Origin of the sequence: Micromonospora sp. NPDC126480 (assembly GCF_040302465.1) — a bacterium.
Taxonomy (GTDB): domain Bacteria; phylum Actinomycetota; class Actinomycetes; order Mycobacteriales; family Micromonosporaceae; genus Micromonospora.
The window spans coordinates 1-25047 of the sequence record NZ_JBEORU010000044.1 but is presented as its reverse complement, the minus strand read 5'-3'; the positions used below and the strand labels follow the sequence as shown (position 1 = coordinate 25047).

At 67.7% G+C, this 25047-nt stretch carries 26 protein-coding genes and 1 tRNA gene; 7 read left to right on the top strand and 20 right to left on the bottom strand.

Annotated features, from left to right (window positions below):
• Nucleotides 1-36: 36 nt before the first annotated feature.
• Entirely contained in the window at nucleotides 37-1782 is a 1746-nt protein-coding gene (locus ABTW87_RS28465; RefSeq protein WP_350654321.1) for a S8 family peptidase, read from the top strand.
• Between the two features lie 134 nt (nucleotides 1783-1916).
• Here ABTW87_RS28465 and ABTW87_RS28460 read toward each other — a convergent pair whose 3' ends face one another.
• Nucleotides 1917-2822, bottom strand: a complete 906-nt coding sequence (locus ABTW87_RS28460; protein ID WP_350654319.1) for a hypothetical protein — start codon at nucleotides 2820-2822, stop codon at nucleotides 1917-1919.
• Between the two features lie 196 nt (nucleotides 2823-3018).
• Entirely contained in the window at nucleotides 3019-3786 is a 768-nt protein-coding gene (locus ABTW87_RS28455) for an IclR family transcriptional regulator (protein WP_350654317.1), read from the bottom strand.
• A 63-nt stretch (nucleotides 3787-3849) separates the two neighbouring features.
• Here ABTW87_RS28455 and cysS point away from each other — a divergent pair, with 63 nt between their 5' ends.
• On the top strand, nucleotides 3850-5265 hold the full coding sequence (cysS, locus tag ABTW87_RS28450; RefSeq protein ID WP_350654316.1) for a cysteine--tRNA ligase: 1416 nt from the start codon (nucleotides 3850-3852) through the stop codon (nucleotides 5263-5265).
• A complete protein-coding gene (gene rlmB / locus ABTW87_RS28445) occupies nucleotides 5265-6383 on the top strand; it encodes a 23S rRNA (guanosine(2251)-2'-O)-methyltransferase RlmB (RefSeq protein ID WP_350654314.1) in 1119 nt (372 codons plus the stop codon). Before cysS ends, rlmB begins: the two co-directional genes overlap by 1 nt.
• Before the next feature lie 76 nt (nucleotides 6384-6459).
• Here rlmB and ABTW87_RS28440 read toward each other — a convergent pair whose 3' ends face one another.
• Nucleotides 6460-7551, bottom strand: a complete 1092-nt coding sequence (locus tag ABTW87_RS28440; protein WP_350654313.1) for an ABC transporter ATP-binding protein — start codon at nucleotides 7549-7551, stop codon at nucleotides 6460-6462.
• A 317-nt stretch (nucleotides 7552-7868) separates the two neighbouring features.
• Here ABTW87_RS28440 and ABTW87_RS28435 point away from each other — a divergent pair.
• Nucleotides 7869-7945: transfer RNA gene (locus ABTW87_RS28435), tRNA-Thr, on the top strand.
• 73 nt (nucleotides 7946-8018) lie between these two features.
• Here the strand turns inward: ABTW87_RS28435 and ABTW87_RS28430 are convergent.
• The 14 genes from ABTW87_RS28430 to ABTW87_RS28365 all read right to left on the bottom strand — a co-directional run bounded on the left by ABTW87_RS28430 (nucleotide 8019) and on the right by ABTW87_RS28365 (nucleotide 16790).
• Nucleotides 8019-9260 (bottom strand): tyrosine-type recombinase/integrase, encoded by a 1242-nt coding sequence (locus ABTW87_RS28430; RefSeq protein WP_350654311.1) that lies wholly within the window; start codon nucleotides 9258-9260, stop codon nucleotides 8019-8021.
• Nucleotides 9260-9460 (bottom strand): excisionase family DNA-binding protein, encoded by a 201-nt coding sequence (locus tag ABTW87_RS28425; RefSeq protein ID WP_231928426.1) that lies wholly within the window; start codon nucleotides 9458-9460, stop codon nucleotides 9260-9262. The genes ABTW87_RS28430 and ABTW87_RS28425 overlap by 1 nt, the downstream gene beginning before the upstream one ends.
• Nucleotides 9461-9491: 31 nt before the next feature.
• The gene (locus ABTW87_RS28420; protein WP_350654309.1) at nucleotides 9492-11279 is read right to left on the bottom strand and encodes a replication initiator; all 1788 of its coding nucleotides are present in this window, start codon (nucleotides 11277-11279) and stop codon (nucleotides 9492-9494) included.
• A complete protein-coding gene (locus ABTW87_RS28415) occupies nucleotides 11279-11548 on the bottom strand; it encodes a hypothetical protein (RefSeq protein WP_350654308.1) in 270 nt (89 codons plus the stop codon). Before ABTW87_RS28415 ends, ABTW87_RS28420 begins: the two co-directional genes overlap by 1 nt.
• Nucleotides 11545-12423, bottom strand: a complete 879-nt coding sequence (locus tag ABTW87_RS28410) for a DUF2637 domain-containing protein (protein ID WP_350654307.1) — start codon at nucleotides 12421-12423, stop codon at nucleotides 11545-11547. Before ABTW87_RS28410 ends, ABTW87_RS28415 begins: the two co-directional genes overlap by 4 nt.
• Nucleotides 12413-12706, bottom strand: a complete 294-nt coding sequence (locus ABTW87_RS28405) for a hypothetical protein (protein WP_350654305.1) — start codon at nucleotides 12704-12706, stop codon at nucleotides 12413-12415. Before ABTW87_RS28405 ends, ABTW87_RS28410 begins: the two co-directional genes overlap by 11 nt.
• On the bottom strand, nucleotides 12703-13104 hold the full coding sequence (locus ABTW87_RS28400) for an RRQRL motif-containing zinc-binding protein (RefSeq protein WP_350654335.1): 402 nt from the start codon (nucleotides 13102-13104) through the stop codon (nucleotides 12703-12705). Before ABTW87_RS28400 ends, ABTW87_RS28405 begins: the two co-directional genes overlap by 4 nt.
• Nucleotide 13105: 1 nt before the next feature.
• A complete protein-coding gene (locus tag ABTW87_RS28395; protein ID WP_350654303.1) occupies nucleotides 13106-13300 on the bottom strand; it encodes a hypothetical protein in 195 nt (64 codons plus the stop codon).
• Nucleotides 13297-13596, bottom strand: coding sequence for a hypothetical protein (locus ABTW87_RS28390; protein WP_350654302.1), 300 nt, complete (start codon nucleotides 13594-13596; stop codon nucleotides 13297-13299). The genes ABTW87_RS28395 and ABTW87_RS28390 overlap by 4 nt, the downstream gene beginning before the upstream one ends.
• Entirely contained in the window at nucleotides 13596-14036 is a 441-nt protein-coding gene (locus ABTW87_RS28385; RefSeq protein WP_350654301.1) for a DUF6197 family protein, read from the bottom strand. The genes ABTW87_RS28390 and ABTW87_RS28385 overlap by 1 nt, the downstream gene beginning before the upstream one ends.
• Before the next feature lie 86 nt (nucleotides 14037-14122).
• Nucleotides 14123-14332: a hypothetical protein gene (locus ABTW87_RS28380; RefSeq protein ID WP_350654299.1), complete on the bottom strand. Its 210-nt coding sequence runs from the start codon at nucleotides 14330-14332 to the stop codon at nucleotides 14123-14125.
• Complete coding sequence (locus tag ABTW87_RS28375) at nucleotides 14329-15198, bottom strand: FtsK/SpoIIIE domain-containing protein (protein WP_350654297.1); 870 nt, start codon at nucleotides 15196-15198, stop codon at nucleotides 14329-14331. Before ABTW87_RS28375 ends, ABTW87_RS28380 begins: the two co-directional genes overlap by 4 nt.
• Before the next feature lie 85 nt (nucleotides 15199-15283).
• Nucleotides 15284-16174 carry a hypothetical protein gene (locus ABTW87_RS28370; RefSeq protein WP_350654333.1) on the bottom strand — a complete coding sequence of 297 codons (891 nt, stop codon included), beginning with the start codon at nucleotides 16172-16174 and terminating at the stop codon, nucleotides 15284-15286.
• Between the two features lie 295 nt (nucleotides 16175-16469).
• On the bottom strand, nucleotides 16470-16790 hold the full coding sequence (locus ABTW87_RS28365) for a hypothetical protein (protein ID WP_350654296.1): 321 nt from the start codon (nucleotides 16788-16790) through the stop codon (nucleotides 16470-16472).
• A 167-nt stretch (nucleotides 16791-16957) separates the two neighbouring features.
• Here ABTW87_RS28365 and ABTW87_RS28360 point away from each other — a divergent pair, with 167 nt between their 5' ends.
• Both ABTW87_RS28360 and ABTW87_RS28355 read left to right on the top strand, forming a co-directional pair.
• Nucleotides 16958-17701, top strand: coding sequence for a DUF5919 domain-containing protein (locus ABTW87_RS28360; protein WP_350654294.1), 744 nt, complete (start codon nucleotides 16958-16960; stop codon nucleotides 17699-17701).
• A gap of 3 nt (nucleotides 17702-17704) precedes the next feature.
• Nucleotides 17705-18172, top strand: coding sequence for an NUDIX hydrolase (locus ABTW87_RS28355; protein ID WP_350654293.1), 468 nt, complete (start codon nucleotides 17705-17707; stop codon nucleotides 18170-18172).
• Here ABTW87_RS28355 and ABTW87_RS28350 read toward each other — a convergent pair.
• A complete protein-coding gene (locus ABTW87_RS28350; protein ID WP_350654292.1) occupies nucleotides 18169-18717 on the bottom strand; it encodes an HD domain-containing protein in 549 nt (182 codons plus the stop codon). The genes ABTW87_RS28355 and ABTW87_RS28350 overlap by 4 nt on opposite strands.
• A gap of 696 nt (nucleotides 18718-19413) precedes the next feature.
• Between ABTW87_RS28350 and ABTW87_RS28345 the strand changes: the two genes are divergently transcribed.
• The gene (locus ABTW87_RS28345) at nucleotides 19414-21552 is read left to right on the top strand and encodes an AIPR family protein (protein ID WP_350654291.1); all 2139 of its coding nucleotides are present in this window, start codon (nucleotides 19414-19416) and stop codon (nucleotides 21550-21552) included.
• A gap of 277 nt (nucleotides 21553-21829) precedes the next feature.
• On the opposite strand, the gene ABTW87_RS28340 is transcribed toward ABTW87_RS28345, so the two are convergent.
• Complete coding sequence (locus ABTW87_RS28340; protein WP_350654289.1) at nucleotides 21830-22315, bottom strand: hypothetical protein; 486 nt, start codon at nucleotides 22313-22315, stop codon at nucleotides 21830-21832.
• A gap of 10 nt (nucleotides 22316-22325) precedes the next feature.
• Nucleotides 22326-24263, bottom strand: coding sequence for an HsdM family class I SAM-dependent methyltransferase (locus ABTW87_RS28335; RefSeq protein ID WP_350654287.1), 1938 nt, complete (start codon nucleotides 24261-24263; stop codon nucleotides 22326-22328).
• Between the last annotated feature and the right edge of the window lie 784 nt (nucleotides 24264-25047).

Below are 25047 nucleotides of genomic sequence, written 5' to 3'. Positions count from 1 at the left end.
ATGACGCCACATCTCTCAACGAGAGGAATCGATGTGGTGAGCAAACGCTTCACCGCCGGTGCCGTCGCTACCGCAACGGCCCTGGCACTGACGGTGACCGTCCTCGGAGTCCCGGCGAGCGCCGGAACGGCAGCGACAGCGACCTTCACGGTCGTGGCGGAGGACGGCGTCACCGCCGACGCCGCGCTGGCGGCCATCCGCGCCGCGGGCGGCACGGTGGTTTCACGGGCCGACGAGGTCGGCGTCTACCAGGTGGTCGGCGACCGGGCCGACTTCGCCCGCAGGGTGCTGGCCGCCGGCCCGCTCGTCGGCGCCGCCGAGCAGCGGGCCATCGGCCGGAAGCCCAAGCTGGACCCGGTCGAGCAGGAAGAGGCTGTCCAGGCCGCCGCCGCCCGGGCTTCCGCCTCCGCCTCGGCGGCTGGTGCCCGTGCGACGGCCCGTGCCCGAGGCAAGAAGATGGACCCGCTCGACGAGAAGCTGTGGGGCCTGGACATGATCCGGGCCGACGATTCCCGCAAGGTCGAGCCGGGCGACCGGCGGGTGCTCGTCGGTGTGCTGGACACCGGCGTCGACGCCAGCCATCCGGACCTCGCACCGAACTTCGACTGGCGCCTGTCGCGGAACTTCGCGCCGGACATGACCGACGTCGACGGCCCCTGCGAGGTGCCCAGCTGCCTCGACCCGGTCGGTACCGACGACAACGGGCACGGCACCCACGTCGCGGGCACGATCGGTGCGGCGGCGAACGGCCTCGGTGTCTCGGGGGTGGCCCCGAAGGTCTCGATCGTCCAGCTGAAGGGCGGGCAGGACTCCGGGTACTTCTTCCTGGAGCCGGTGGTCAGGTCCCTGCTGCACGCGGGCAAGGCGGGCCTCGACGTGGTGAACATGTCCTTCTACGTCGACCCGTGGCTCTACAACTGCACGGCCAACCCGGCCGACTCGCCTGAGGCCCAGGCCGAGCAGCGGGCCATCATCAAGGCGATGAAGCGTGCGCTCACCTTCGCCCACCACCGGGGGGTCACGCTCGTCGGCGCGCTGGGCAACAACCACGAGGACCTCGGGGCACCGCGGACCGACACGTCCAGCCCGGACTACGGGCCCGTGCCGGCGTACCCGCGGGAGATCGACAACGACAGCTGCTGGAGCCTCCCGTCGGAGGGCCCGCACGTGATCGGCGTCTCCTCGGTGGGGCCGTCGGGCCGCAAGGCGCACTTCTCCAACTACGGCACCGAGCAGATCTCGGTCGCCGCGCCGGGCGGCTTCTCGCTGGACGGCTTCGGTACGCCGACGTTCGGCGCCCAGTCCAACCGGATCCTCTCGACCTACCCCAAGCACGTGCTCCAGCAGTCGCCGATCTCGGCCACCGTTCCGGACCCGATGGTCGACGCGAACGGCGACGTCGATCCGCGGGTCGCGGATCGGGTCTTCAAGGACTGCAAGGCCAACGGCGAGTGCGGTTACTACCGCTATCTGCAGGGCACCTCGATGGCGGCTCCGCACGCTGCGGGCGTGGCGGCGCTGATCGTCAGCCGCTACGGCAAGCAGCAGGGCCGGTCCGGCTTCGGGATGAACCCGACGCTGGTCGAGCAGCACCTGTACCGTACGGCCGCCGAGCACGCCTGCCCGGAGCCGCGGCTCCAGCAGTACCGCGACGAGGGACTCGACGAGACCTACGACGCGTACTGCGCCGGTGGGCGCAACTTCAACGGCTTCTACGGGTACGGGATCGTCGACGCCTACGCGGCGGTGACCACCCCGCTCAAGCCGAACGCCCGCCCGTAGTAAGGGCCGGACGGACCAGCGGGGCCCGGTCGACCATCAGGTCGACCGGGCCCTCCCCGTTGATCGACTCCACTTCATGGAGGTCGGGCTGTCGTGGGTCTATGGAGGCTCCGGTTCCCTGAATACCGAGTGGATCAAGGGCGCCAGCCGCGTGCGGCAAGGGCCGCGCGCACCTCGGCAGCCACCTTCGGGAACTCCCGGTGCAGACGGCGGCTGGTCACGTGCAACACCAGCCAGCCCGCAGCCACCAACTGGTTCAGCCGTTGTCGGTCGAGGTGGAGACGGTCCTGGTCATGATGCCAGTGCCCGTCGTACTCGACCGCGACGCGGTAGTCGGGCCAGGCCAGATCCGGATGCAGGACCAGGCCGGACGGCAGGCGGACCGGATGCTGAGTGACCGGCCGAGGCAGACCCGCCAGGACCAGCCGCACCCGCAGCTGGGACTCCGGTGGTGATTGCGCGCCCGGATCAGCGAGGTCGAAGACCCAGCGGGCACGTCGCCCGCCCGGCCGCGCCGCGTGTCGATCGGCTTCCGCCGCCAGCGTCGCCGGCGTGGCGAGCCCTTGCCTGAGGAGGCCGTCGACGATGGCGACCGACCGGAGCGGTTCGAGCCAGACAGCGCTCTCCCACGCGGCCTGGTCCGGGCTCGTGCGGGCGCAGTCTCCCGCTGGCTCCGATGCGGGCGACCAGTTGCCCGGCCCGGCTACGTGCACCCGCAGGCCCTTCTGCGAGCCCACCCGGATGGGGTGTGGGACCAGGACATGGACGTCGTCGGAGAACGTGGCTGCGTGCTCGACACCATGAAGGTACGCCGCCGAGGGCCCGGCGAACAGCACGCCGGGCGGTAGGCGTAGTGCCGCAGCACGGCAAGCCAGCCCGTGGTCCCGGTCCAGACGCGCGTCGGCGTAGACGTCGTGACGCAGCCGGACCCAGGCGGAGCTGCGGAGCTGGTGCTCGGTGAGGAGCCCCTGCTCGGCGGCTTCCGAGCCGCGGAAGACCGCCCAGGCGAGAGCCGCGGGTCGATGTGGTCGAGGTGGCATGGGGAACAGCGTGCGGGCACCCGACCGCGCCGGGAGCGCCCTGTGGACAGCCGTGGCGCCGCTCCCGGCCGTCGCCTGTGGACAAGCGAATCGGGCCGGTCGGATGTGATATGGCGCGACTCGCCTTCCTGCAAGCCGGGGCATCCCAGCGGTCGCGATACGCCGGCTTCCAGGAAGTGGAGTGGATCAAGGCCGGTCAGTGCAGGGCGGCGGCGACGGCCGTCGCCGCCGCGAGCACCTGGGCGCCCACCGTCGCGGTGTCCAGAGGAGCCAGTGACACCACGCCGACACTGGCCTCCAGGCCGGGTACGCCCAGCACCGGCGCGGCCACCCCGTACGCCCCGGACTGCAGCTCACCGGCGGTGCTCACCGGGCCGGCGGCGCCGGACCGGCCGGCGAGGATGGCCCGCCCCGCGGCCCCGCGCTCCAGCGGGTGCCGCGCCCCGGTCCGGTACGCCACGTGGAACGACGTCCAACTCGGCTCGACCACGGCCAGCGCGACCCCCTCACCGCCCTCCACCACGGTCAGGTGGGCGGTCGCACCGGCCTGCTCGGCGAGGCGGCGCAGCGCCGGCAGCGCGCCCTCGGCGAGCAGCGGCTGGGCGCGCCGGGCCAGGTTCAGCACTCCCGCGCCCAGGCGCAGCCGGCCGTCCGCGTCCCGGCGCAGCAGGCCGTGGGCGGTGAGGGGCGCGACCAGCCGGTACACCGCGGCGCGGCCGATCCCCAGCCGGGCCGCCGCCTCGGTGACGGTCAGCCCGCCCGCAGCGTCGGCGACCAGGTGCAGCAGCCGCAGCCCGCGGTCGAGGGTCTGGGCGCTCTCCCCGCCACGCACCTCGGGCTCGCCGCCCGCACCGGATCGCACGGCCGGGCCGGCACCCGCTGCCGCGCCCGCGTCCGGCCCGGGCTGCGGCTCGGTGCCGGCTCGGGCCGCCGGGTCGCTGCCGGGTCGCGCGGTGGTGTCCACGACCAGCAGCGTACGACCCGGCTCCGGCCGACCCGGAAAAGCACGGACCGATACCCTTGTACGGTGACGCTACGCCTGTATGACACCGCCACCCGATCGGTGCGGGACTTCGTCCCGCGGGAAGCCGGCAAGGTGGGGGTCTACCTGTGTGGTCTCACCCTCCAGGCGCCGCCGCACATCGGGCACCTTCGTTCCGGCGTCAACTACGACGTGCTGCGCCGGTGGCTGCTCGCGCACGGCCTTGAGGTCCGGTTCATCCGGAATCTCACCGACATCGACGACAAGATCCTCGTCAAGGCGCAGGAGCAGAGCCGGCCGTACTGGTCGATCGCGTACGGCAACGAGCTGAAGCTGGCCGCCGCCTACCGGGCATTGAACGTGCTGCCGCCGACCTACGAGCCGCGGGCCACCGGCCACATCCCGGAGATGCACCAGCTCATCGGGAAGCTCATCGACACCGGGCACGCCTACCCGGCCACCGACGGCTCCGGCGACGTCTACTTCGACGTGCTGTCCTGGCCGGCGTACGGGTCGCTGTCCAACCAGTCCCCGGCCGACATGCAGTCCGCGGGCGACGCCCCGGACCGGGGCAAGCGCGACCCGCGGGACTTCGCGCTGTGGAAGGGCGCCAAGCCGGACGAGCCCGCCGACGCGTACTGGCCCTCGCCCTGGGGCCGGGGCCGGCCCGGCTGGCACATCGAGTGCTCGGCGATGTGCTGGCGCTACCTCGGCGACGAGTTCGACATCCACGGCGGCGGGCTGGACCTGACGTTCCCGCACCACGAGAACGAACTGGCCCAGTCGCAGGCGGCGGGCCTGGGATTCGCGCGGTACTGGGTGCACCACGGCCTGCTCAACATCGGCGGCGCCAAGATGGGCAAGTCCGCCGGCAACACGCTCGACCTGACGTACGTCGACTCGCTCGGGGTCCGTCCCGTCGAGCTGCGCTACTACTACGCGGCCGCCCACTACCGCTCGGTGATCGACTACTCCGAGGACGCGCTGCGCGAGGCGGCCGTGGCGTACCGGCGGATCGAGGGCTTCGTGCAGCGCGCGGCCGAGCGGGTCGGAGCGGGCCAGCCCGGCGAGGTGCCGGTGGCGTTCGCCGCCGCCATGGACGACGACCTCAACACCTCGGCCGCGCTCGCCGTCGTGCACGAGGTCGTCCGGGACGGCAACACGGCCCTGACCGGCGGCGACGATGTGACCGTGCGCACCGCGCTCGGCCAGGTCCGCGCGATGCTGGATATCCTCGGTGTCGACCCCCTCGACCCGGCGTGGACCGCCGGTGACGGCGCCGACGATCTGCGCGGCGTGGTGGACTCCCTGGTGGCCCTGGCCCTGGAGCAGCGCGCGCAGGCGCGCAGCCGCAAGGACTGGGCCGCCGCCGACGCGGTACGCGACCAGCTCAAGCAGGCCGGCGTGGTGGTCGAGGACACCCCCCAGGGCCCCCGTTGGACTATTGGAGAGCAGAGCTGATGGCCGGCAACTCGCAGCGCCGTGGCCGGCGGTTGACGCCGAAGGCCGGAGCCCCCAAGGGCTCGGGCGGCAAGAACAAGGACTCCCTGGCCGGGCGGGGCCGCACCCTGCCCGCCGACGAACGGCCCTGGCACAAGGCGTACTCGGGCACCGAGAAGCTGCCCCAGCGCACCGCCTGGAAGCAGGAGAAGGAGAAGCGGGCCGCCGCCGAGGAGGGGCGCGCCCCCAAGATCGGCAAGCCCGGCACGAAGGACACCACCTGGGGCAAGGGCGGCGGTCGCGGTGTGCCCACCGCCAAGGGCGGCCGGGGCAAGCCGGCCGGCCGCGGCGGTCCCCGGGTCGCCCCGGGCCGCAAGGCGAACCCGGCGAAGGACGCCCCGGAGCTGCTGGTCGGCCGTAACCCGGTGCTCGAGTCGCTGCGCGCCAACGTGCCGGCGACCGCCCTCTACCTGGCGCAGGGCATCGACATCGACGACCGGGTCAACGAGATCGTCCGGACGGCCGCCGACCGGGGCATCGCGCTCCTGGAGGTCAGCCGCGCCGAGCTGGACCGGATGACCGGCGGGGTGCTGCACCAGGGCGTCGGCCTCCAGGTGCCGCCGTTCGCGTACGAGCCGTTCGAGGACCTGCTGGCGGCCTCGCTGGAGCAGGTCGCCCCGCTGCTGGTGGCGCTGGACGGGGTCACCGACCCGCGTAACCTGGGCGCGGTCATCCGGTCCGCCGCCGCGTTCGGCGCACAGGGTGTGTTCGTACCGGAGCGGCGGGCCGCCGGGATCACCGCGACCGCTTGGCGGACCAGCGCCGGCGCGGCCGCGCGGGTGCCGGTCGCCCAGGTCACCAACCTGACCCGCTCGCTCAAGGCGTGCAAGGACGCCGGCTTCGTGGTGGTCGGCCTGGACGCCGACGGCGAGACCGACCTGTACGACCTGGAGGCCGCCGTCGGCCCGCTGGTCGTGGTGGTCGGCTCCGAGGGGCGGGGCCTGTCCCGGCTGGTCGGCGAGACCTGCGACCTGACCGTGAGCATCCCGATGATCTCCGACGTCGAGTCGCTGAACGCCAGCGTCGCCGCTGCGGTGACCCTCGCCGAGGTGGCGCGCCGCCGGTCCGTCGAGGACTGAGCCCCTACATAGCAGGAAAAGGGGCGGCCCGCTTCGGCGGGCCGCCCCTTCGCTTACGTCAGCTCAGTGTCGTACGTCAGATCCGGACGCCGGTCGTCGCGTGGAAGACGTGGCTGCGGCCGGCACGCGGCTTCACGAACACCGTGTCGCCCATGTTCGGCATGTGACGGCGGTCGGTGCGGACGACGAACCGCTCGTTGGCGCCGCCCAGGGCCGCGTGGCCGTAGACGTTGGCGTCCGAGCCCAGGTCCTCGACCAGCTCGACCACGACCGGCATGCCGCCCTCGGTCGGGCTGACCAGGTCGCAGTCCTCCGGCCGGAAGCCCACGGTCACCTTGCCGTCGCCGCCCTCGGCGCGGGCCGCCTCGACCTGCTCGCGGGTGAGCGGGACGGACATCTCGGCGAACTCGGCGCCATGCTCGTTCAGCGGCACGGTCTTGATGTTCATGGCCGGGGAGCCCATGAACCCGGCGACGAAGACGTTGGCCGGGGTGTCGTAGAGCGCCCGCGGGGTGTCCACCTGCTGCAGCTCACCGTCGAGCAGGACGGCCACCCGGTGACCCATGGTCATGGCCTCGACCTGGTCGTGGGTGACGTAGACGGTGGTGACGCCGAGCTTGGCCTGGAGCGACGCGATCTGCGTACGGGTCTGGACCCGCAGCTTGGCGTCGAGGTTCGACAGGGGCTCGTCCATGAGGAAGACCTGCGGCTCGCGGACGATCGCCCGGCCCATGGCCACCCGCTGGCGCTGACCGCCGGAGAGCGCCTTCGGCTTGCGGCTGAGGTACTCCTCCAGCTGCAGCAGCGCCGCCGCCTCCTTGACCCGCCGGTCGATCTCCGACTTCGGGGTCTTGCGCAGCTTGAGCGCGAACGCCATGTTCTCGTACACCGTCATGTGCGGGTAGAGGGCGTAGTTCTGGAAGACCATCGCGATGTCGCGGGCCTTCGGCGGCAGGTGCGTGACGTCCCGGTCGTCGATGTAGATCGAGCCCTCGTCGACGTCCTCGAGGCCGGCGAGCATGCGCAGGCTGGTGGACTTGCCGCAACCCGAAGGGCCGACCAGGACCAGGAACTCGCCGTCGCCGATCTCCAGGTCGAGCTTGTTGACGGCGGGCCGCTCGGTGCCCGGATAGATCCGGGACGCCTTGCTGTAGGTGACCGTAGCCATGGGGGATGCTTCCTTTCACCGGCAGGAACGTGCCGGACGATCCGAGTGAAGGAGCGACCGGCGCGTGGCGCGCCGGCCCACGGACGACAACCGTCATCCGTGTCACTGCACGGTAAACGGGTTTTCCTCACCTGCCAAGAACGGAAGCCGCGGGTGGGACGGACGGCATACGCATTCCGGTCAAGCGGGTCGCGGTGGGCAGGAAACGCCGAGGCCGGCCCGGGCCGGCACGTCGGGATGCCGACGTTTCCCGTGCTCGCAAGGCCTGGCGCACGGGAAATCCGGGCGCCAGTCGCTATGCTGGCGTCGACACACGCGCCCCTGTAGCTCAGCTGGCCAGAGCACTCGCCTTGTAAGCGAGATGTCGCCGGTTCGATCCCGGCCGGGGGCTCCAATTCCACCAGGCAATTCGCGGCGGGCATCCGTGAGCGAGGGCCGGTTGACAGCAACGCTGACAGCAACCGCGCTCACGACAGCCGCCCGTCGAGCTTGCCGAGGGCCTGACGCATCGCGTCGAGGTTGGCGTGAGCGTAGACCTTCAGTGTGACCTTGACGTCGGCGTGCCGGGCGATGGCCTGGACGACGTGCGGAGGAACGCCCAGCTCCATGAGCAGGGACACGACGGTGTGCCGTAAGTCGTGCAGGCGCACACCGGGCAGGCCGGCGACGTGCCGAAGCCGAGCGAACGAGCGGCTGAGGTTGGTCGGCTCCATCGGGGTGCCCCGCTCGGAGGGGAAGACCAGGTCGTGGTCCTGCCAGACCTCGGCCAGCGCCGCCCGCTCGGCCTGCTGGCGCTCCTGATGCTCAAGCAGGGTCAGCCAGGTCACCTCGGGCAGCGGCAACACCGCTTCGGAGTCCTCGGTCTTGGCGTCCAGGACGTGGAGCTTCCCCGCCACCCGCTGGACGGTCTGCTGGACTCGCAGGGTGCCTTCGTCCAGGTCGACGTCCGACCAGCGGAGCCCGACCATCTCGCCGCGCCGGAGACCCATCGTGGCCGCCACGACGTAGAGAGCATGGAGCCGGTGGCCAGCGGAGGCGGCGAGGAGCTTGCGCACCTGGTCGACCGACAGACCCTTGCCGACCTTGTACCGAGGCGAAGGAACCCGGACGAGCTTGGCGACGTTACGCGACACCAGCTCCTCGCGCATGGCGTGTTGAAGCGCGTTGCGGAGCACGGCGTGGACGAACTGAATCTGTCGAGCGCTCGGGTAACGCTCGCAGCATCGGCCGACGGAGCAGCACCGACGGTCGGCCGGACGGATCTGGTCGAGACCGTTGGTGCAGCACAGGCACTTGCGGCGGAAGTCGTCCATGAACGCCTTGACGTGCTGGACCTGCAAGCCGTCGAGGCGCTTGCTGCCGAGGGCCGGGACCAGGTGGAGCCGGACGGCGCTTTCGTAGCCGCGTGCGGTGGTGGGCTTGAGGTCGGTGACGTAGGCGGCCAGCCAGTAGGGCAGGTAGTCGGCGAGTTTCCAGGCACGGTCGGGGACGGGTATGCCTCGTTGTGATCGTGATTTGAGCTCGACGAGCTTGGCGTGGGCTTCCTCCCAGGTGGCCCCGTAGACGAACTTGCGTTTGCGGGTGCCGTCGGTGGTGAGGACGTATGCCTGTCCGACCCAGCGGCCGTCGCTGGAGCGCTGGTAGATGGAGCCTTCGCCGTTGGGGTTGCGGCGGGCGGTGGACTGGCGCTGCTTGGGCTGTTTGGGCATCAGGCGGCTTCTTCCGTGAGGGTGGCGATCGTTTCGTCGATGGCGGCGGCGGGGATGAGGCGGCGGCTGCCGACCTTGAAGGAACGCAGCCGGCCGGAGCGGATCAGGTCGTAGACGAGCGAGCGGCCGATGCCGAGCGCTCGGGCGGCTTCCTCCACGCGCAGCACGCGAGGAGTAATCGGGGTGGAGGTGTTGTCCAACTGGTGGCCTTCCTCGTGCGGCGGGACAGGGTCAGGCAGCGACCGGTGCGGTGCCGGCGGGGGTGGTGCTGAGTTCGTGTGCGAGTTCTTCGCGGCCGGCGGTTCGTCGCTCGCGTGCCATGGCGGCGGCGGTGTTGGCGAGGAGGGCGTCTCCGGTGGTGTGCCAGCCGACGCCGGCGAAGGTGAGCGCGCCGACGACGAGGGCGGTGGTGTCGTCGTCGAGGTGCTCGACGGCCCGCAGTTCGCCGCTGTGCTCGTCGCCCTGGTGGTGGTGCTCGTGCCGCCTGTAGGTGGCGCGGGTATCGCGCAGAAGCTGGAACGTCACCGAGTAGCGGCGGCCTTTGGTGAGGAAGTGGCCGCCGTAGCCGAGCATGTGTGCCCACCGCCGCAGCCGGGCGTATGGACTGCCGGGGGCCGGTTTCGTCGGTTCGGCGTCAAGGGCGGCTTGACGGTCGGCGACGCAGACCGGGCAGGCGGCGTATCGGGTGTGGGTGCCGCAGTCGGGACACTGCCAGCGTTCGACGAAGCCGGGCCGGGGGCGTGGGTCGCGGGGCCGCTGGGACAGGGGCACGGGTGTGCCGGTGGGTTGGCCGATGCGCCAGCAGGCGTCGATGAGGCGGGCGGTGTGGTCGCCGTCGGGGTCGGCGTAGTCGCCGATGGTGTCGGCGGTCAGGCGGGTGCTGGTGTGCCCGGTGGCCTCGGTGCTCTTGGTGGCGTACTTGGCAAGGTAGCCGGCGACCATGCCATCGGTGACCTCACCGGTGCCGTCGGTGGCGATCGGCTCAAGGTCGACCTGCTCGCCCCAGGCGACCGGCCAGCCCTCGGGCCGGTCCGGATGCGATGGGCTGTAGAAGGCGATCTGGCCGGCGGCGTGCCGGAGCGCGTCGATGAGGTCGTCGACGGTGAACCCGGCCGGCGGGGGCACGATCGCATCGGGGTCCTGGCCGTCGACGCCGTCGAAACGGGCGATGGCGTGGAAGTGAACCGCTCCCCGTGCTTGGAGTTCGGCGACTTTGCCGGGCGAGAGCCGTACCGGAGGGACTTTGCGGATGCGCCCGGATTCGGTGACGACCTCGACGCGGGGGATGCCGCGTTGGCGGGCGAGCTTGGCCAAGTGGCGTTCCGCGGCTTGTTTGGTGCGGTGCCACAGCTCGCCGGAGAAGATGTTCCACACGACCTGGTGGTCGTGGTCGTAGCAGTCCAGGCACAACGGCTGCCCGAGCACGGCGTCCCCGGACTCGTGCCGGGCCCAACAGACGGCGGGCCGGCCGTGAGGACATAGGCCGAGGTTGCGGCGGGCGTGGCAGGGTTCGGCGCGGCAGTCGCAGCGGCGGCGGTTGCCGCAGGTGTGCCGCTTGACCACCCGGGCGTGAACCGTCCCGAAGGACGGCGCGGTGAAGGTGGCGAACACCGCCGGATGCGAGGCGACCGTCTCGGGGACGCCCTTGCCGCCGACCAGGCCGGCGCGCAGGAGTTGGAAGGCGTCGCGCTGGTACGTCTGTGCGCAGGTCGGACACACGCGGGACCGGCGGTTGCCGCACGCCTTGTAGATCGCGGCGTCGGGCATCGCGTCGGTGTGCCGGGCATCGAGGATGCGGCCGGTACCGGACTCCAGGGTGTAGAGGTGCCCGGCGAGCCGGATCGGTCGGGTGCAGCCGGCGGCGGCGCGGACGTGTTCCAGCCAGCCGAAGTAGTCCGGTTGGGTGGCGCGTTGGAAGGCGGAGCCGGCGGCGGTGTAGCCGTAGACGGGCATGGTGTCGGCGTTCGAGCCCACCCCCCGGGCCGAAGTCCGGGGGGTGAGGTCCAGCGTCGACGCCATCAGGCGGCTACCTCGTCGAGGTGCCGGGTGGTGATGGTGTGCTGGGTGACGATGAGCCGGCAGGCGCCGCACTGGCGGTCGGCCGGTTCGTGCCGGTAGCAGGGAACGGTGGTGGTCACGCTGCCGCAGCGGATGGTGACCGGAGTCCGGCAGGGTCCGCCGGGGATGACGTGGATGACGGTGCGTCGGGTGTCGTAGATGTGCGGCTCGCCGGGCCAGGCCGGGCAGGTGTGGGTGGTGTGTTCGATGTCGACGACGTGGATGGTCATCGGGCACCACCGGTCACGGGGGTGCCGTTGACGGCGGGGGCGGGTTCGCCGAGGGTGTGCAGCAGTTCCCGGGCGATGTCCGGGCCGACTGAGAGCAGGCCGGCGAGTTCGTCGGTGGTTATGGGTCGGCCGGTGCTCTGCTGGTGGCGGCCGATGACGAAGCGGGCGGTGGGGACCAGGTGCGCCGGCACTTCCGGCTTGGTGATCGGCACCGGGTTGACGGGTGCCTCGATGACCGCCGGCGGCTGGGCGTCAACGACCGGCGCGGGGGCCGGCTGGGTGTCAACGGTCGGAGTCGAAGCCGGCAAGGTGTCGGCAGCCGGCGGTTCGTCGACGAGCTGGGCGACTCCAGCGGTGGTGTCGGTGGATTCGGCTGGTTGCTCGTTCTTTGCCGCGAGGTCGCGGGCGGCGGTCAGCAGCGCTGAGGCTTCGGCTTCGATGGCGGCGAAGTCGGGGCGGATGCGTCCGGCGACGAGTTCGACGCCGATGACGAGGACGACGACCAGGGCGAAGACCAGGCGCAGGCCGAGGCTGCCGGGGGAGGCGAAGTTGATGGTGGCCGACAGCAGGGCGGCGCCGGAGAACACGACGAGTGCTCCGCGTTTGGCATCGCGGGCGATGCCGGAGGTGCGGACGACGGTCAGCATGGACACCATGGCGGCGTCGAAGATCAGCGGTACCAGGTAGGCGAAGTAGCCGGCGTTCTGGGTCCACAGGTAGTGGGCCTGGTGCAGGTAGCTGGTGGCGAGTGCGCCGAGCAGAGTGAACCGGTTGTATCGCTTGATGGACGCGATTGCCTTGAGCATGGTGGGTACGGCGTTGCGGGTGTACTCGGCGGCGAACTGTTCGGTGACGGTGTGCGGGTCAGTGGGCATGGGGAGTCACCTCCGCCGTGGGGATCGTGTCGAGGGGGATGAGGTCGACCACGCCGGAGCAGGGGGCGCACATGATCGGGGCCAGTCCTCGGGCGGCGAGTTGCTGGCGGAAGCAGGGCAGGCAGGTGAAGTCGGCCGGGAACAGGCCCTTCCCTTCGCAGAGCAGGCAGCGGCCGAGGCATACCGGGCAGGGCTTGTAGACCGGGCCGAGGACGTCGTGGATGCCGGCGGGGGTGCTGCCCTCGATGCACCACACGCAGGGGTCGGCAAGGTTGAAGCTCACGAGGGGCTCCCTTCGTGGCAGTCGAGGCAGCAGCCGGTACGGCGGGGGATGTAGTAGGGCCGCACGACGCCGCAGGTGCGGCAGGTACGGCGAGCCCGAAGCGCCTTCGCGATCGCCTCGCGCTGAGCCGGGGTGGCGGTCCGCTTCGGGGCGGCGAGGTCGAGGCGGTAGAGGTAGGCGACGCGGCGCTGTGACCGGTGCCGCCACAGGATCTGGGCCACCGGGTCGTGGCCTCCCGGACGGAGGCCGGCGGCACGCAGTTGCCGGCGGGTAGCCAGCCCTGAAGGGGCCGACTCGTAGGGGAAGGTGGGGAACCCGTAGCGGGTACCGGCAGGGTCGTAGAACTCGACCCGGATTCCGGTGCGGTCGGCCAACTGGTCGAGGTCAGGGCTGCGCAGGTCAGTCACGGGAGGTCACCGCCTCTCGGTGCTCAGCGAGGAGCCGGCGGATGGCGGCCAGCGCCAGCTCAGGCGTGATGTCGAAGGGAGAGCTGAGTGGGGCGTCAGCCCAGGAGGTGATGCCGCCGATGAGTCGGGCGTAGCGGCAGGACTGGTCGAACCAGTAGGTGGCTTGCTCGCGGTCGAAGTCGGTCACGGCTTCTCACCACCCCAGCGCTGCTGGGCGGCCTGCTTGCTGATGCCGAGCCGAGAGCCGATTTCGGCCCACGAGTAGCCGAAGGCGCGAAGGCCGATCACGGCCTCACCGATCGCGTCGTCGAGTTGGGCTGACAGGGCGACCAGGTCGCGCAGCGCTTCCACGTCGCCGGCGGCGACGCGGCGGCCGTGGGCGCGGATGATGCGCCGGGCGAACGCGGCGAACTCGTCGTTCTCGACGACGGTGCGGCGCTTGCGTTGTGGGGTGTGCGTCAAGGACGCCTTGACGGTGAACATCACTGCTCGCCTCCCTCGGTGTGGAGGCGGTCCCACTCCTTCGCCGCGTCCTCCAGGGCGGCGATGACGAGTTCTGCGGTGCACAGCGGGTCGTCGTTCCAGGAGTAGGGGGAGGTGTGCTCGTCGATGACGAAGCCGTCCTCGTCGACGAGGAACAGCGGGTACGAAGCGTCGAGGTAGTCGACCAACGCGCCGAGCGTGGCGAGGTAGTCGGCCAGGGTGTCCGGGGCGAGCTGGGAGAAGTGCTCCACCCGGTGGCCGGCGCAGGCAATGCCGATAGCCCCGGCGGCACAGGCCGGCGGAGTGACGGTGTCGGTGCTGGTGTCGTAGTAGGTGCCCTGGTGCCAGCCGTGCCGGCGCAGGTAGAGGGCAGCCATCCGCAGCAGGTCAGCAGGAGTGTTGACCGGCGCGGTGGTGGGTGGTTTCTGGGTAGCCTTCATGGCAGCCACGTCCTTTCGAGGGCTGTTGGCGGGTGGTCGGCAGGACCAGCTCTGCTGGCAGGCGGTTCACTGGTCCTGTCGACCGGCTATCGGGTGCGCAGCCGCAGGTAGCGGCGGTGGCGGGTGTCGTCGCCGCCCATCGGGGACGGCGCAGAGGCGAAGACGAGCCGGCCGCTGGCCGAGGCGACCTGGACCATGGCCGCGATCTCGGACGGCGCAGCGACGATCCACAGCTCGACGTACTGCGCGGCCTTCTGGTTGTTGGCCTTGGCGTAGGAGCGTTCCCGGGTGGTCATGCCACGGCCTCCCAGTCGGTCGGGTTGCCGGTCGGGACCGTGTTGCCGCCGGGCCGACGAATCCACGCCGCGTAGTCGGCGATGTTGTAGATGTCGGTGTCGGTGAGGTAGGCGGCCTTGATGCGGCGGGGTACGCCGCCTTCGGCCAGGAGGTAGGCCGCTCCCTGGTTGGTGGGCGAGATGTCGGAGGCGGTGTAACCCTGCTCGGCCCAGCCCTGACCGAGGATGATGTTCGAGCTGTTCAGGCTGGTGCAGCGGAACGCGGCCCGGTAGCCGAACAGGTCCCGCAGCGAGGCCGGAATGATGTCCCACGACGGCCGCTGGGTGGCCGCGACGACGGGCATCCCGCAGGCCCGGCCAAGCGACACCAGGCCCCGGAGCAGGGACGAGAACTCTTCCTGCTGGGCCTTGGTGCCCAGGACGGTGGAGTACATGGCGAGTTCGTCGATGATGGTGACGATGACCGACATGCCGTCGCCTTCGGCGAGCTTGCGGCGCCGGTTGGCCAGTAGCCAGGTGTAGCGGTTGGTGGCGACGACCAGGAGGCGGCGCAGCACGTCGATGCCCTGGTCGATGTCGGGGCCGATGAAGGCGTCGGCCAGGTCGCGCCAGGGGCCGAGTTCGACGAGTTTGGCGTCGAAGAGCACGAGCCGGGTGTTGTCGCACAGCGCGCCGTGGCCGCAGATGTTGTTGACCAGGCCGGACTTACCGCCGCCGGGTTCCCCGGCGATGAGGATGTTGCGGTAGATGACGTCGATGTAGACGGGCTGGCCGAACTCGTCGATGCCGATGAAGATCGGGTCGAACATCGACAGGCCAGGACCCACCGGCACCCCAGCGGCGGGGGCGGGAGTCGTGGTGGTCATGACTGCCCTCCTTCGGGCGGGTTGGTGGGCGCGAGAAGCCACACGAACGAGCCGCTATGGCTCCTCGCGTCCCGGTTGGGTGGGGTCAGATCCAGTCGGAAACGTCGTCCTCGGGCGTCGACGACGAGGAAGCCCCGGGCTTGCTGCCGTTGGCCGTCGCGGCCGGCGGCTTCTTAGTGGCGGGCTTGCCCTGCGCCGGGAGGGTGATCGTCGGGGCGTCGACGTCCGGCAGGTCCAGGGCGGTCGGGACCGTCAGCGGCGATGCCGAGACGGGTGCCGTTCGGTCGATCTGGTCGACCAACGGGGAGTTGACGTTGGCGGTGAGCACCTCACGGCGCTTGATGTCGAACCGCAGGTACGCGGCGTTGGTCTCCGAGGCGCGCTCGATGAGCACGGTGGAGGCGTGACAGGTCACGGCGATCTTGTCGAGGCGGGATTCCAGGTCCTTGGCTGACAGGCCGGGACGCAGGTACACCCAGACCCGCTCACCGACCGGGGTCGGACGGGCCCACAGGATCAGCGGCAGGCTGCCGGACTGGTTGGCGATGATGAACTGCGCGAAACACACGCGCAGCCGATGCCGGACGATCAGGCACCACGCCCACGCCTTGACCTGGCGGCGAACCTTGCCGATGGCGGCGGGGACGCCGACGACCAGGGCGACGACGATCAGCATCACCACGGTCGAGGTGTGATTGGCCAGCTGCACCCACGCGGTCAGCAGGAGGACCGTGAGCAGGATTTCGGTGGCCCACCACCACAGCAGCCGCAGGACCGGCCAGACACGCACGAGCAGCCAGACGGCGGCACCGCAGGGGACGCCGACGAGGGCACCGACGATCAGAGCCACGATCGGGTGCCAGTACGAGGCCGCCACCACAGCGGCGAGGACGCCGACGATGACCGCAGTGAGGATGAACGCCAGCTTCGCGCGGCGTGCCGAGGAACGGTGAACCCTGGCCTCGATGACCGTCACCATTCCGGTTGACTTGCCGGCGAACCGGCGAGGGCTAGACTTGGACACGACGAGTCCTCCCAATGCCAGTTGGGATCGGATGAGTGGACGGCACCGGGGTCGGCAGATGTAGGAGTCAGTACCGACCCCGGGCCAATTTCCTTCTGTTGCCGCCACCCGCAGGTGGCGACCGGACCGGGAACGTAGGAGTCAGGAACACTCCCGGAAACCGCATCTCAGTTGGGTCAGCGACCATCAGCCGCTTCAGCGAGCCACGGACACCCAGCGGCTCACACAGCACGACGTGCGAAGCGACCTACTTGGCCGCCGAGCTGCCAGTCTTCGGCTTCAGAGACACCGCCCGGAACGCGACGCCGTTACGCCCGTTGGTCGCCCACGGAATGGCCTCCAACTGCTCGACCTCGACGAAGTCACCCACCTTCACGCTCGGCTTCTCACCCGCCGTGGTGATGGTGATGACCTCGCCACCCGTCTCGTCGAGAACGAAGACCTGGGTGGACCACATCGGCCGGCCCGTGTTCTTCTCGGACTTCTGGTTGCCGTTCTGGTCGTTCTTCGGCTCCGGGTCCTTCGACGCCGTCACCTGCTTGCGCGTGGTGTCCACGTACAGCTTCACAACAGACCTCCTGTGTCTTGAGCGCGTCCCCTGTTGGACGACTGCTCCTGCGGGCTTCTCGCTCGCACCTCAAGCACACATCGAGGAAGGTGACGCCGGAACGGCCTTGCGGTGACGCTTGGGACGTTTATAGTGGTAAAAACGTCCCAGCGAATCGGGGAGCGACGATGGCGAACGAGCGCCTACGAGATGCCCTTGAACGCGCCCGCGTTTCGCCGGCCGAGCTGGCGTTGCTGACGGAGTGCGATGTCAAGACCGTGAGTCGCTGGCTCGGCGGCAGAGTCCCACATCCTCGTACACGCTTCAAAATCGCCAAGAGGCTGAAGGAAGACGAGGACTACCTTTGGCCAGGAGCAGGCAGAGCTGCTACCGACGCGACGGACTCGACCGGCATGGTGCAGTTCTACCCCACCAGAGGATCGGTTCCGCCGTACCTTTGGGACCGGCTACTAGATGGGGCGACAGCGGAGATCGGCATCCTTGTGTACGTTGGGATGTTCCTCACCGAGAAGCCCGATCTCCTGGACCGACTCCGCAGGAAGGCAAGCGCCGGTACCAGGGTTCGCCTCCTGCTCGGCGACCGCGACAGCGACGTTGTGAAACAGCGGAGCATTGACGAAGGGATCGGGCAAGAGACGATCTCAGCGAAGATTGACCACGCCAACGCCTTCTTTCGGCCGCTCCGTGCCGTGCAGAACGTCGAGGTAAGAAGCCACTCCACTGTGCTCTACAACTCGATCTACCGTTTTGACAACGAGATGCTCGTGAACCCGCACGTCTACGGCAAGACAGCACCGATGGCGCCGGCGATGCACCTCCGGAAGACAGGGTCTTACGGTCTCTTCGACACCTACGCTGGCAGCTTCGAGGCGGTCTGGGATGCGTCGACGCAGCAGGAAGGCAGGGCCTAGCACGTGCCCAAGACTGACTACCTGAACGATCCCAATGCACCCATGGCCAACTCCCTTGTGGTGGCTGTGACCGTCTTCGTGCAAGACGACGCCGGGCGCGTTCTCCTCATCAAGCGATCAGACAACAGCCTCTGGGCGCTACCAGGGGGAGCGCAAGATGTCGGCGAATCCACCGCCCAAGCAGCCCGCCGCGAGGTCGAGGAGGAGACGGGTCTACGCGTTGAACTCACCGGCATCTCTGGCATCTACTCGGACCCCGCTCACGTGATTGCGTATGACAACGGCGAGGTCCGACAGGAGTTCTCAGTATGCCTACGTGCGAAATCCATTGGCGGGACCATTCGGTCGAGCGACGAGTCGTCGGAGGTGAGGTGGGTTGAACCAGATGCCATTGAGCGTCTGCCGATCCACCCGTCCATGCTCTTGCGAATCCGCCATGGCCTAACGAGCGACGCTCCTTACATCGGTTAGCCGGCGATTGCTTGAAGTCGGCTGTTCGTTCTAGCTATCGCGTCTGACAGATCCTGCTGGGCACTGTCGATAAAGGCTGTGACCAGGTCACCGGGACCGTACCGTTCCTTGATCTCGGCAACCCTGCTGGCGAAGTCCGTAGGCTCTCCGTCAGGCGTCGTTGTAAGGTCACACATCCACAGCGCATCCCTCACTGGCCCCTCCTCGTCATGGAAGGGCGCGAGCTCTTTTTCCAGGCCCCGTAGACGAGCCTCCCTGACCGCACAGGAGTGGTGCGCTACTAGGTGGACCAGGCGGTCCGGCGCAGCCAAGCCTTGCAGGTAAACCGCGCCGTCTAGCGGATGGAAGCCGGTCGTAGCGAGGTGAGGTGCGTAGCCGACATCGTGAAGAATCGCGGCGGCTTCCAGCAGGGGTGCATCATCGCCGACGGCCGCAGAGAGGGTGCGTGCCTTTAGGGCGACGCCTTGAACGTGAGCCCATCGACGAGGCAACGTGGCAGAAAGGTTCTGCCGGGAGATCTCATAGGCCCATGGGACGAGCGACATGCACAGACCATAGCGCCGGCTACCACCGCGCAATACTCCCTATCCGGTCGGCTGCCGGCAGAGTTGGTTCAAACTTTCTGTACGTCTTCAAGGCGGCCCTTGACGGGCCGCACGCGCCGCCGCCTGGGCGCGCGCCGGCCGCTGCCGCTGTCGCTCTGCGGCCGTCACGCCGGATGCCCGGCGGCTGGCGCGGACAGCGGGGAACCCGGTGGGCCGCCGCAGAACGACAGGCCGTTGACGGTTGTATGTTGGGCCAGCAGCCGGCCGGGCCGCGCGGCCACGAGCCCGCGCGGCGTAGGGGAGCGCACGCCGGCCGCGTCGGCGAGCTGGCGGCGGTCGCGGGTTGCGGTTAGTGCGCCTCCGGCGGGGGCGCTCCGGCTCCGGGATGGCCAGGGCTGGGTCGGCGGGTCGCGGTCCGTGGGTGGTTACGGTAGGCATCCCGCCTGCCATCAACCCGGGCAAGCCGAGCAGACCACCGCCCGACCCGCCAGCGTCCGTACGAGCCGTCAAGGTCCGCTTGACGTGGCGGGCCGGGCGGCGGCCCGCTCCCCTGGAGGGCGGGTCGATGGCAGCCGGGATGGCGGTTGGTCTAGTCAGGACGAACGACGGTTGACACAGACATTCTCGCCAAAGAGCATGAGTCGTCTAGGTGATCAGCCTAAGGCGCTGATGTGAACGAGGGCTGGGGAGTCCAAGTTGAACCCGATTCAAGTCCGGCACATCCGGGAAGCCATCATTGAGAAGTTTGAGCGACTGATCGACATGTCGGACTGGGCGAATGCCGCTGAGGATCGGCGACGCCCAATCTTCCGAAGCCGAGCGCTAACCGCCCTCGCCGTTCAGGTTGAAACCGGTTGCACAGACGAAGAGGCTGCCGCCGCAGTGATCGACGGCGGCCAGGACCAAGGCATTGATGCGGTGGCAATCTCGGCTCCAGAGAAGGCCCCACGCCTCTGGCTCGTTCAAACGAAGTGGGCTGAGAGTGGTAATGCGAGCTTGAAGCAAGATGAGGCGCTTCAATTCATTCGCGGAATGCAGAAGATTCTCAACAGCGAGTACGAGATATTCAACAATAAGTTCCAGGCAATCGCTCCTGATGTGGATCGGGTTCTCGGAATTAGAGGGGTCCAAATCACGCTAGTCGTGGCTCTCTTGGGTAACACTAAGTTGCATGACGACGTAATGTCCGTGCTACAAGAAGAGTGCGACAAGCTGAACTTCGCCAAGCCTATGGTCGATCTCCGCGTCTTGGGACTGAAGCACTTCTACCAGGCAATCCTCGGAGACGCCGCGCAACCGCAGATCGATCTAGATGCTCGCTTGGAGGGTTGGAACATTCAAAAAGAGCCGTATGAAGCCTATTACGGCTCGATGGCCGTGGCTGACATTGCGAGCTGGTATGACGAACATGGTCGCGCACTGTTTAGTAAGAACATTAGAGATTCCCTGGATCTTACAGACGTCAACGTCTCCATAGTCGATACGCTTCGCAATAACCCCGAGAAGTTCTGGTACTTCAACAATGGAATAACGGTGCTGTGTGACTCTGTGGCCAAGACTCCGCGCTTCGTTCCGTCCCCAGGTGGCCCCGGCGACTTCAAAATCGTTGGTGCCAGTGTCGTAAATGGTGCACAGACCGTCGCGGCGATCCACCGAGCGCTGAGGCAGGGCTCCGAGACCCCCAATCCTGGGCAAGTTCTGGTGCGTTTAATATCGCTTGAGAACTGTCCTGAAGGGTTTGGCGAGCAGGTTACCCAAAAGACTAACACGCAGAATAAGGTCGAAACGCGCGACTTTAGGGCGCTTGAGCACGGCCAACACCGACTGAGAGAAGACTTCGCAAGGGCTCTCCGCAAGAAGTATGTGATCAAACGTGGCGAGCAGCGTCCGGAGCCAGATGAAGGGTGCTCTATCGACGAGGCTGCGATTGCCCTCGCCTGCGCACACAAGAGCCCCGAATACGCAGCACGGGCCAAGCGTGAGGAAGAGCTGCTCTGGGAAGACCGTACATATCATGCGATCTTCGGCACGCATCCGAACGCTTACCGTGTCTGGCGTTGCGTCCTTGTGCTGCGGGCGGTGCGGTCCGAGTTGGAGGCCCTAGGCAGGACGCTGACGGGCCGCAAAGCCGCTGTGACGCTTTATGGAGACCTCCTTATCGCGCACATTGTGTTTCAGAAGCTTGGGCTCGACCTCTCGAAGGCCGAGGACACCGCGGCAGACCCGGATTGGAAACATGCCATTGAGCAAATCCCCGAGCTGACTAAAACCGCGTTCCTTTGGCTGGCGCGAGCGATCGATAAGCAATTTGGACCTTCCAGCTATGTGATCGCTACCTGTAAGAGCTCGGAGCGTAGCAGGACAGTTGTAAGGGATGTCCTTGCTCAGATGGCCAACCCCGATGCGGTGGCTCCAGAGATGCCGCGGCCGTATAGGTCAACTACAAGTGGCCGCCGAATGAATGCAGTCTCTGTCCTGTTCGATTCCGGATTCATTCCTGATGGCACGCTTCTTGAGTTCCGAGGCGTAAACCGCACCGAGCGAGCTGCCTTGGCGCCGTGGGTCGTAGAGGATCCCAAGCGGGGGCTTGCCGCCTGGAGCGCCGGCAACCGACGCGCGCCGTTGCGCTGGCTCGCTGACAACCAGTATTACTCGCCGACCGGCCTCGTCACGAGGATGCTGGAGTTAGCTACAGGCTCGGCCCCACGCGCTGTCCAGGGCACGGCCAGGTGGTATTGGCCGGGCAAGGGCTCGCTGGTGGAGCTAGCAGAACGCGCTCGCCAAGAAGACGAGGCATACCAGGAAGAGGACGACGAACTAGAGACGGACGAGTAAGGGGCGCAGCGACTGCCGCCGCCGGACCCAAGAACTACAAGAGGGGTCCGGCTCCAGGATGGCCGGAGGCTCACGGCCTGGACCAGTAGGTGGCAGCTGTAGTGGGCCAGCCACATGTCATCGACCAGGGCTTCAGTCGACAAGCAAACCACCGCTCGGCGCCAGCGTCCGAACCTGTCCCAAGGTCCGCTTGATGACGTGGCGGCCGGGGGCGGCCCCACAGCAGGAGGGCGGGTCGAGGCGACGGCTGGCCAGCTGTGGCGGAGCAGTTACACCGTCAGATGTTTGTCAGATCGCTCGCAACGGAACTCAGCCGTGACGCTATGCCAGCGACACATCGCTCAGCCTCCTCATATATCCAGCCCGGCACGGCATCCGGCAGTGGCAGATCCTGGAACGTCCTGTTTGCTTGGCGTCCATAGTTGTAGCGGTACTTGTTGGATCGGATGCAGGTGGCCCACCACAACTTCTCGGCCAAGGTCATGTACTCCTTAGGCTCAAGAATGTACACGTCTCGCCCGCAGTAGAAGGGAGCCGCCTGAACGAATGTCTCTAGCACGCTGCCGCCGCATGCAACAGTGAGGCATCCGGCATCCGCCGGCGGCACATTTGCAACCGGCTTCACGCGTGCCGAGACGCCGTTGTTGCGCGCCGTACGCGAGACGAAGTTGACTGCGTCGGAGCCTCCAGTCACTTCAAGCCGGTTCAATTCTAGGTTTTGCCCGTAGCGGGCGAAGAATAAGTCGCGAACCCTTTGAGGCATGAAAGGTTCCTCACTCCCCCGACAGCTCGTCAGTTGGTGCCGTTGTTCCGCGGGCTCTGTGCAGCGCGAAATCGCGGACCACCTCGCTGAACTCCTGGCGGCCCACCTTGCTGTAATCCGTATCCATGTAGGCCTCAGCACACCATTCGTCCTGGGCCGTGACATACCGCGCTGCACTGCGGCCTGGCGCAACGATCCGACCATGGTAATCCCGAAGCCATTCGTCACGGATCTCGGGCCATCGATCATACAAGTCGATTCGTCCCCGGTCCTTGGCCTTCACGAATCCGTCGTGCTTCCAATAACCAAACCAGGTCGGGGTGTTAGCGAACTCGTGGGGCTCGTGAGCCTTGAAGATCATGGCGCACGTGATCGTTCCCACCGGGTAGAAGAGCTCATCCGGGAGGGACAGCACGGCCGTAAGTGTGTGCCGTGCCAGAATCGCTTCTTTTGCTGCGGATGAGCCGATCGCGCAGGACATAGGCACAATGCAGAAAGCCGTACCACCGGGGGCGAGGATGTCGAGGAGTGTTTCGACGAAGTTCAGCTCTTGGAGCCCTTCACCCTTCTGCGCGAAAGGAGGATTGATCAGGCCAATCGTGGGCCGCTTGTGCCGGCCGGCCCCATCCGTAAGCTTTGAGATGATATCGGGATCGAAACAGCTGCCTTGATAGAGGTTGCTCTTGCCGTCACCTCGGAGAAGCATGTTGGACATCGCAAGTGCAAACATCGGGGGCTGCTGCTCCACACCGACGAGCCGGTTCTCTCTAATCTGTCGGCGTGCTTCCGTGTCATATTGGGGAACGCGGGAGTCCATGTAGGCCATTGCCGAGATGAGGAAGCCGCCACTGCCTGCGCAGGTGTCAACAACAGTGTCAGTTGGCTTCACATTGGCAACCCGTGCGGCGAGTTCCGTTACGTGGCGCGGTGTCAAGACGATGCCGAGGCTCTTCTTGTCGCCGCCACTGTAGCGAAGGAACTCGCCGTAGAATTGCCCGATTACGTCGACGTCATCGTATGTGTCTGCGAAAGGGCGCACATGCTCATCGATCTCATGGGTGAGCTGAACCAGGGGAACTATGGTCGGCCCATTCTTGATGCGAACGGGTCGAACTAGTTCCGGATGCGTCTTAATGAAGTAGTAGGGCTGGAGCGTAATTGCAAGGCTCGATGTCGGAAGGTCTGCGCTAAGTACTCTTTTGATCGCTTCGTAGAGTTGGATTGCCAAGTCTCGCGGACTGTACCTCTGATAGGTGTTCCGGAAAGCATCGTCTCGGAGGCCAAGAAGAATTCCGGACACAAGCAGCGGTTTCTCAGCCTCAGAAACCTTTGCGTAATCCCGCATGAAGTTGTGGAGTGTGCGACTGTACGCCATCAACTCGTCTAGTGTCCGGCGGCGTACCGCTGGGTCAAAGAGCAGTAGGTGGCGATACTCGGCAAACGCAATCAGCTTTTCAACTGGCCCAAGATTGGAACTCAGAAGTTCTGCTGCAGGGGCTCCCTTAAGGTGACGGAAGGTGGATACCTTCATCCGGTTGGAGCTCTCTCCGCTCACGGCGACGGCGACTACATCAAAGCTCGACGATAGGGCCTTCGCGTAGTGGAGGACGCCGTCGACCGCGAAATCAGCCGGCCGGCCACGATTGGTGCTCTCGTGTGCAGCCAATGACGCCTTGCACTCCACAACTACTAGAAGCGCCGGGTGATCGGGATGACGAATAACAAACTCCGGCTTGCCGCGCCCCTTCCCCAGCTTGCTAGCGCGGGCTAGGCACTTCGTGACCCGTGGATCGGTCGAGGCTTGCTCCTCGATGAGGAGATTGGCGGTGGCGTCAGCTTGAAAGTGAGAGCGGACAATCGCCTCAGTGTTCCGCTCGTTACCCACGGTAGCGTCCTCCCGAACTGACTGGGCTCTGACGAAGGACTCCCAGCGCCAGAGGTCTCCCACCGCTGGCGGGAGTGTGTAGATCGGGATCGAGCTTAGGCGGTAAACCACGCCCCCGGCTGTATCGCCCCTCGCCGTCATGACGCGGCCCACGGCTGCCGGGCGCGTCCACAGGCGGCGGACCGTGAAGCTTTGATCCGCCTTTGCGTGGGGCTCCCATCCGAGGCAGCAAGAAGGCAGCGCACGAGGCGGTGCCGGTCTGGTCCGGAGGGGTTCAGGGTTCGAGTCTCGGCGTAGCGAGCCGGCTCGGTGACGCCTCGATGTGCAGCAGCTCGGTGAGGACCGTCATCCACTGGGTTGTCGACCGACAACACCAGCTCGGCCCCACCGCGGATCGACAGCAGCGGTGACAGCAACAGGCCCGGACGAGGGCGCCCGCTGGCGGATGAGCGCGGACAAACGCCCGAGGTCGCGAACGGCGGCAGACGACGCTGGACGGCCCGCACAGAGCTTGTAAGCGAGATGTCGCCGGTTCGATCCCGGCCGGGGGCTCCATCTCCGTCCGAGCGAGGGCGCGACTTCGGGGAAGATGTCGCCTCGTCGCGCGACGAGACAGCATCTTCCCCGAAGTTGTGACACCGCCGGCCCGACGTCAACTGCTCGGCGGCCTCGGCCTGGAGGGTGGCGAGGTGGATCTGCAACGCCGCGGTACTCGCCCAGCAGCCGCGGCTTCGGCGGTGAGCAGGGCCCGGCTGTCGGCGACGCGTGAAGACTGACCCCCAGGCGGCGGGCGAATCTGGACCCCCCTTCCAGTATCGGGAGGGTGTTGAGCGTGGAGGACTGGGCG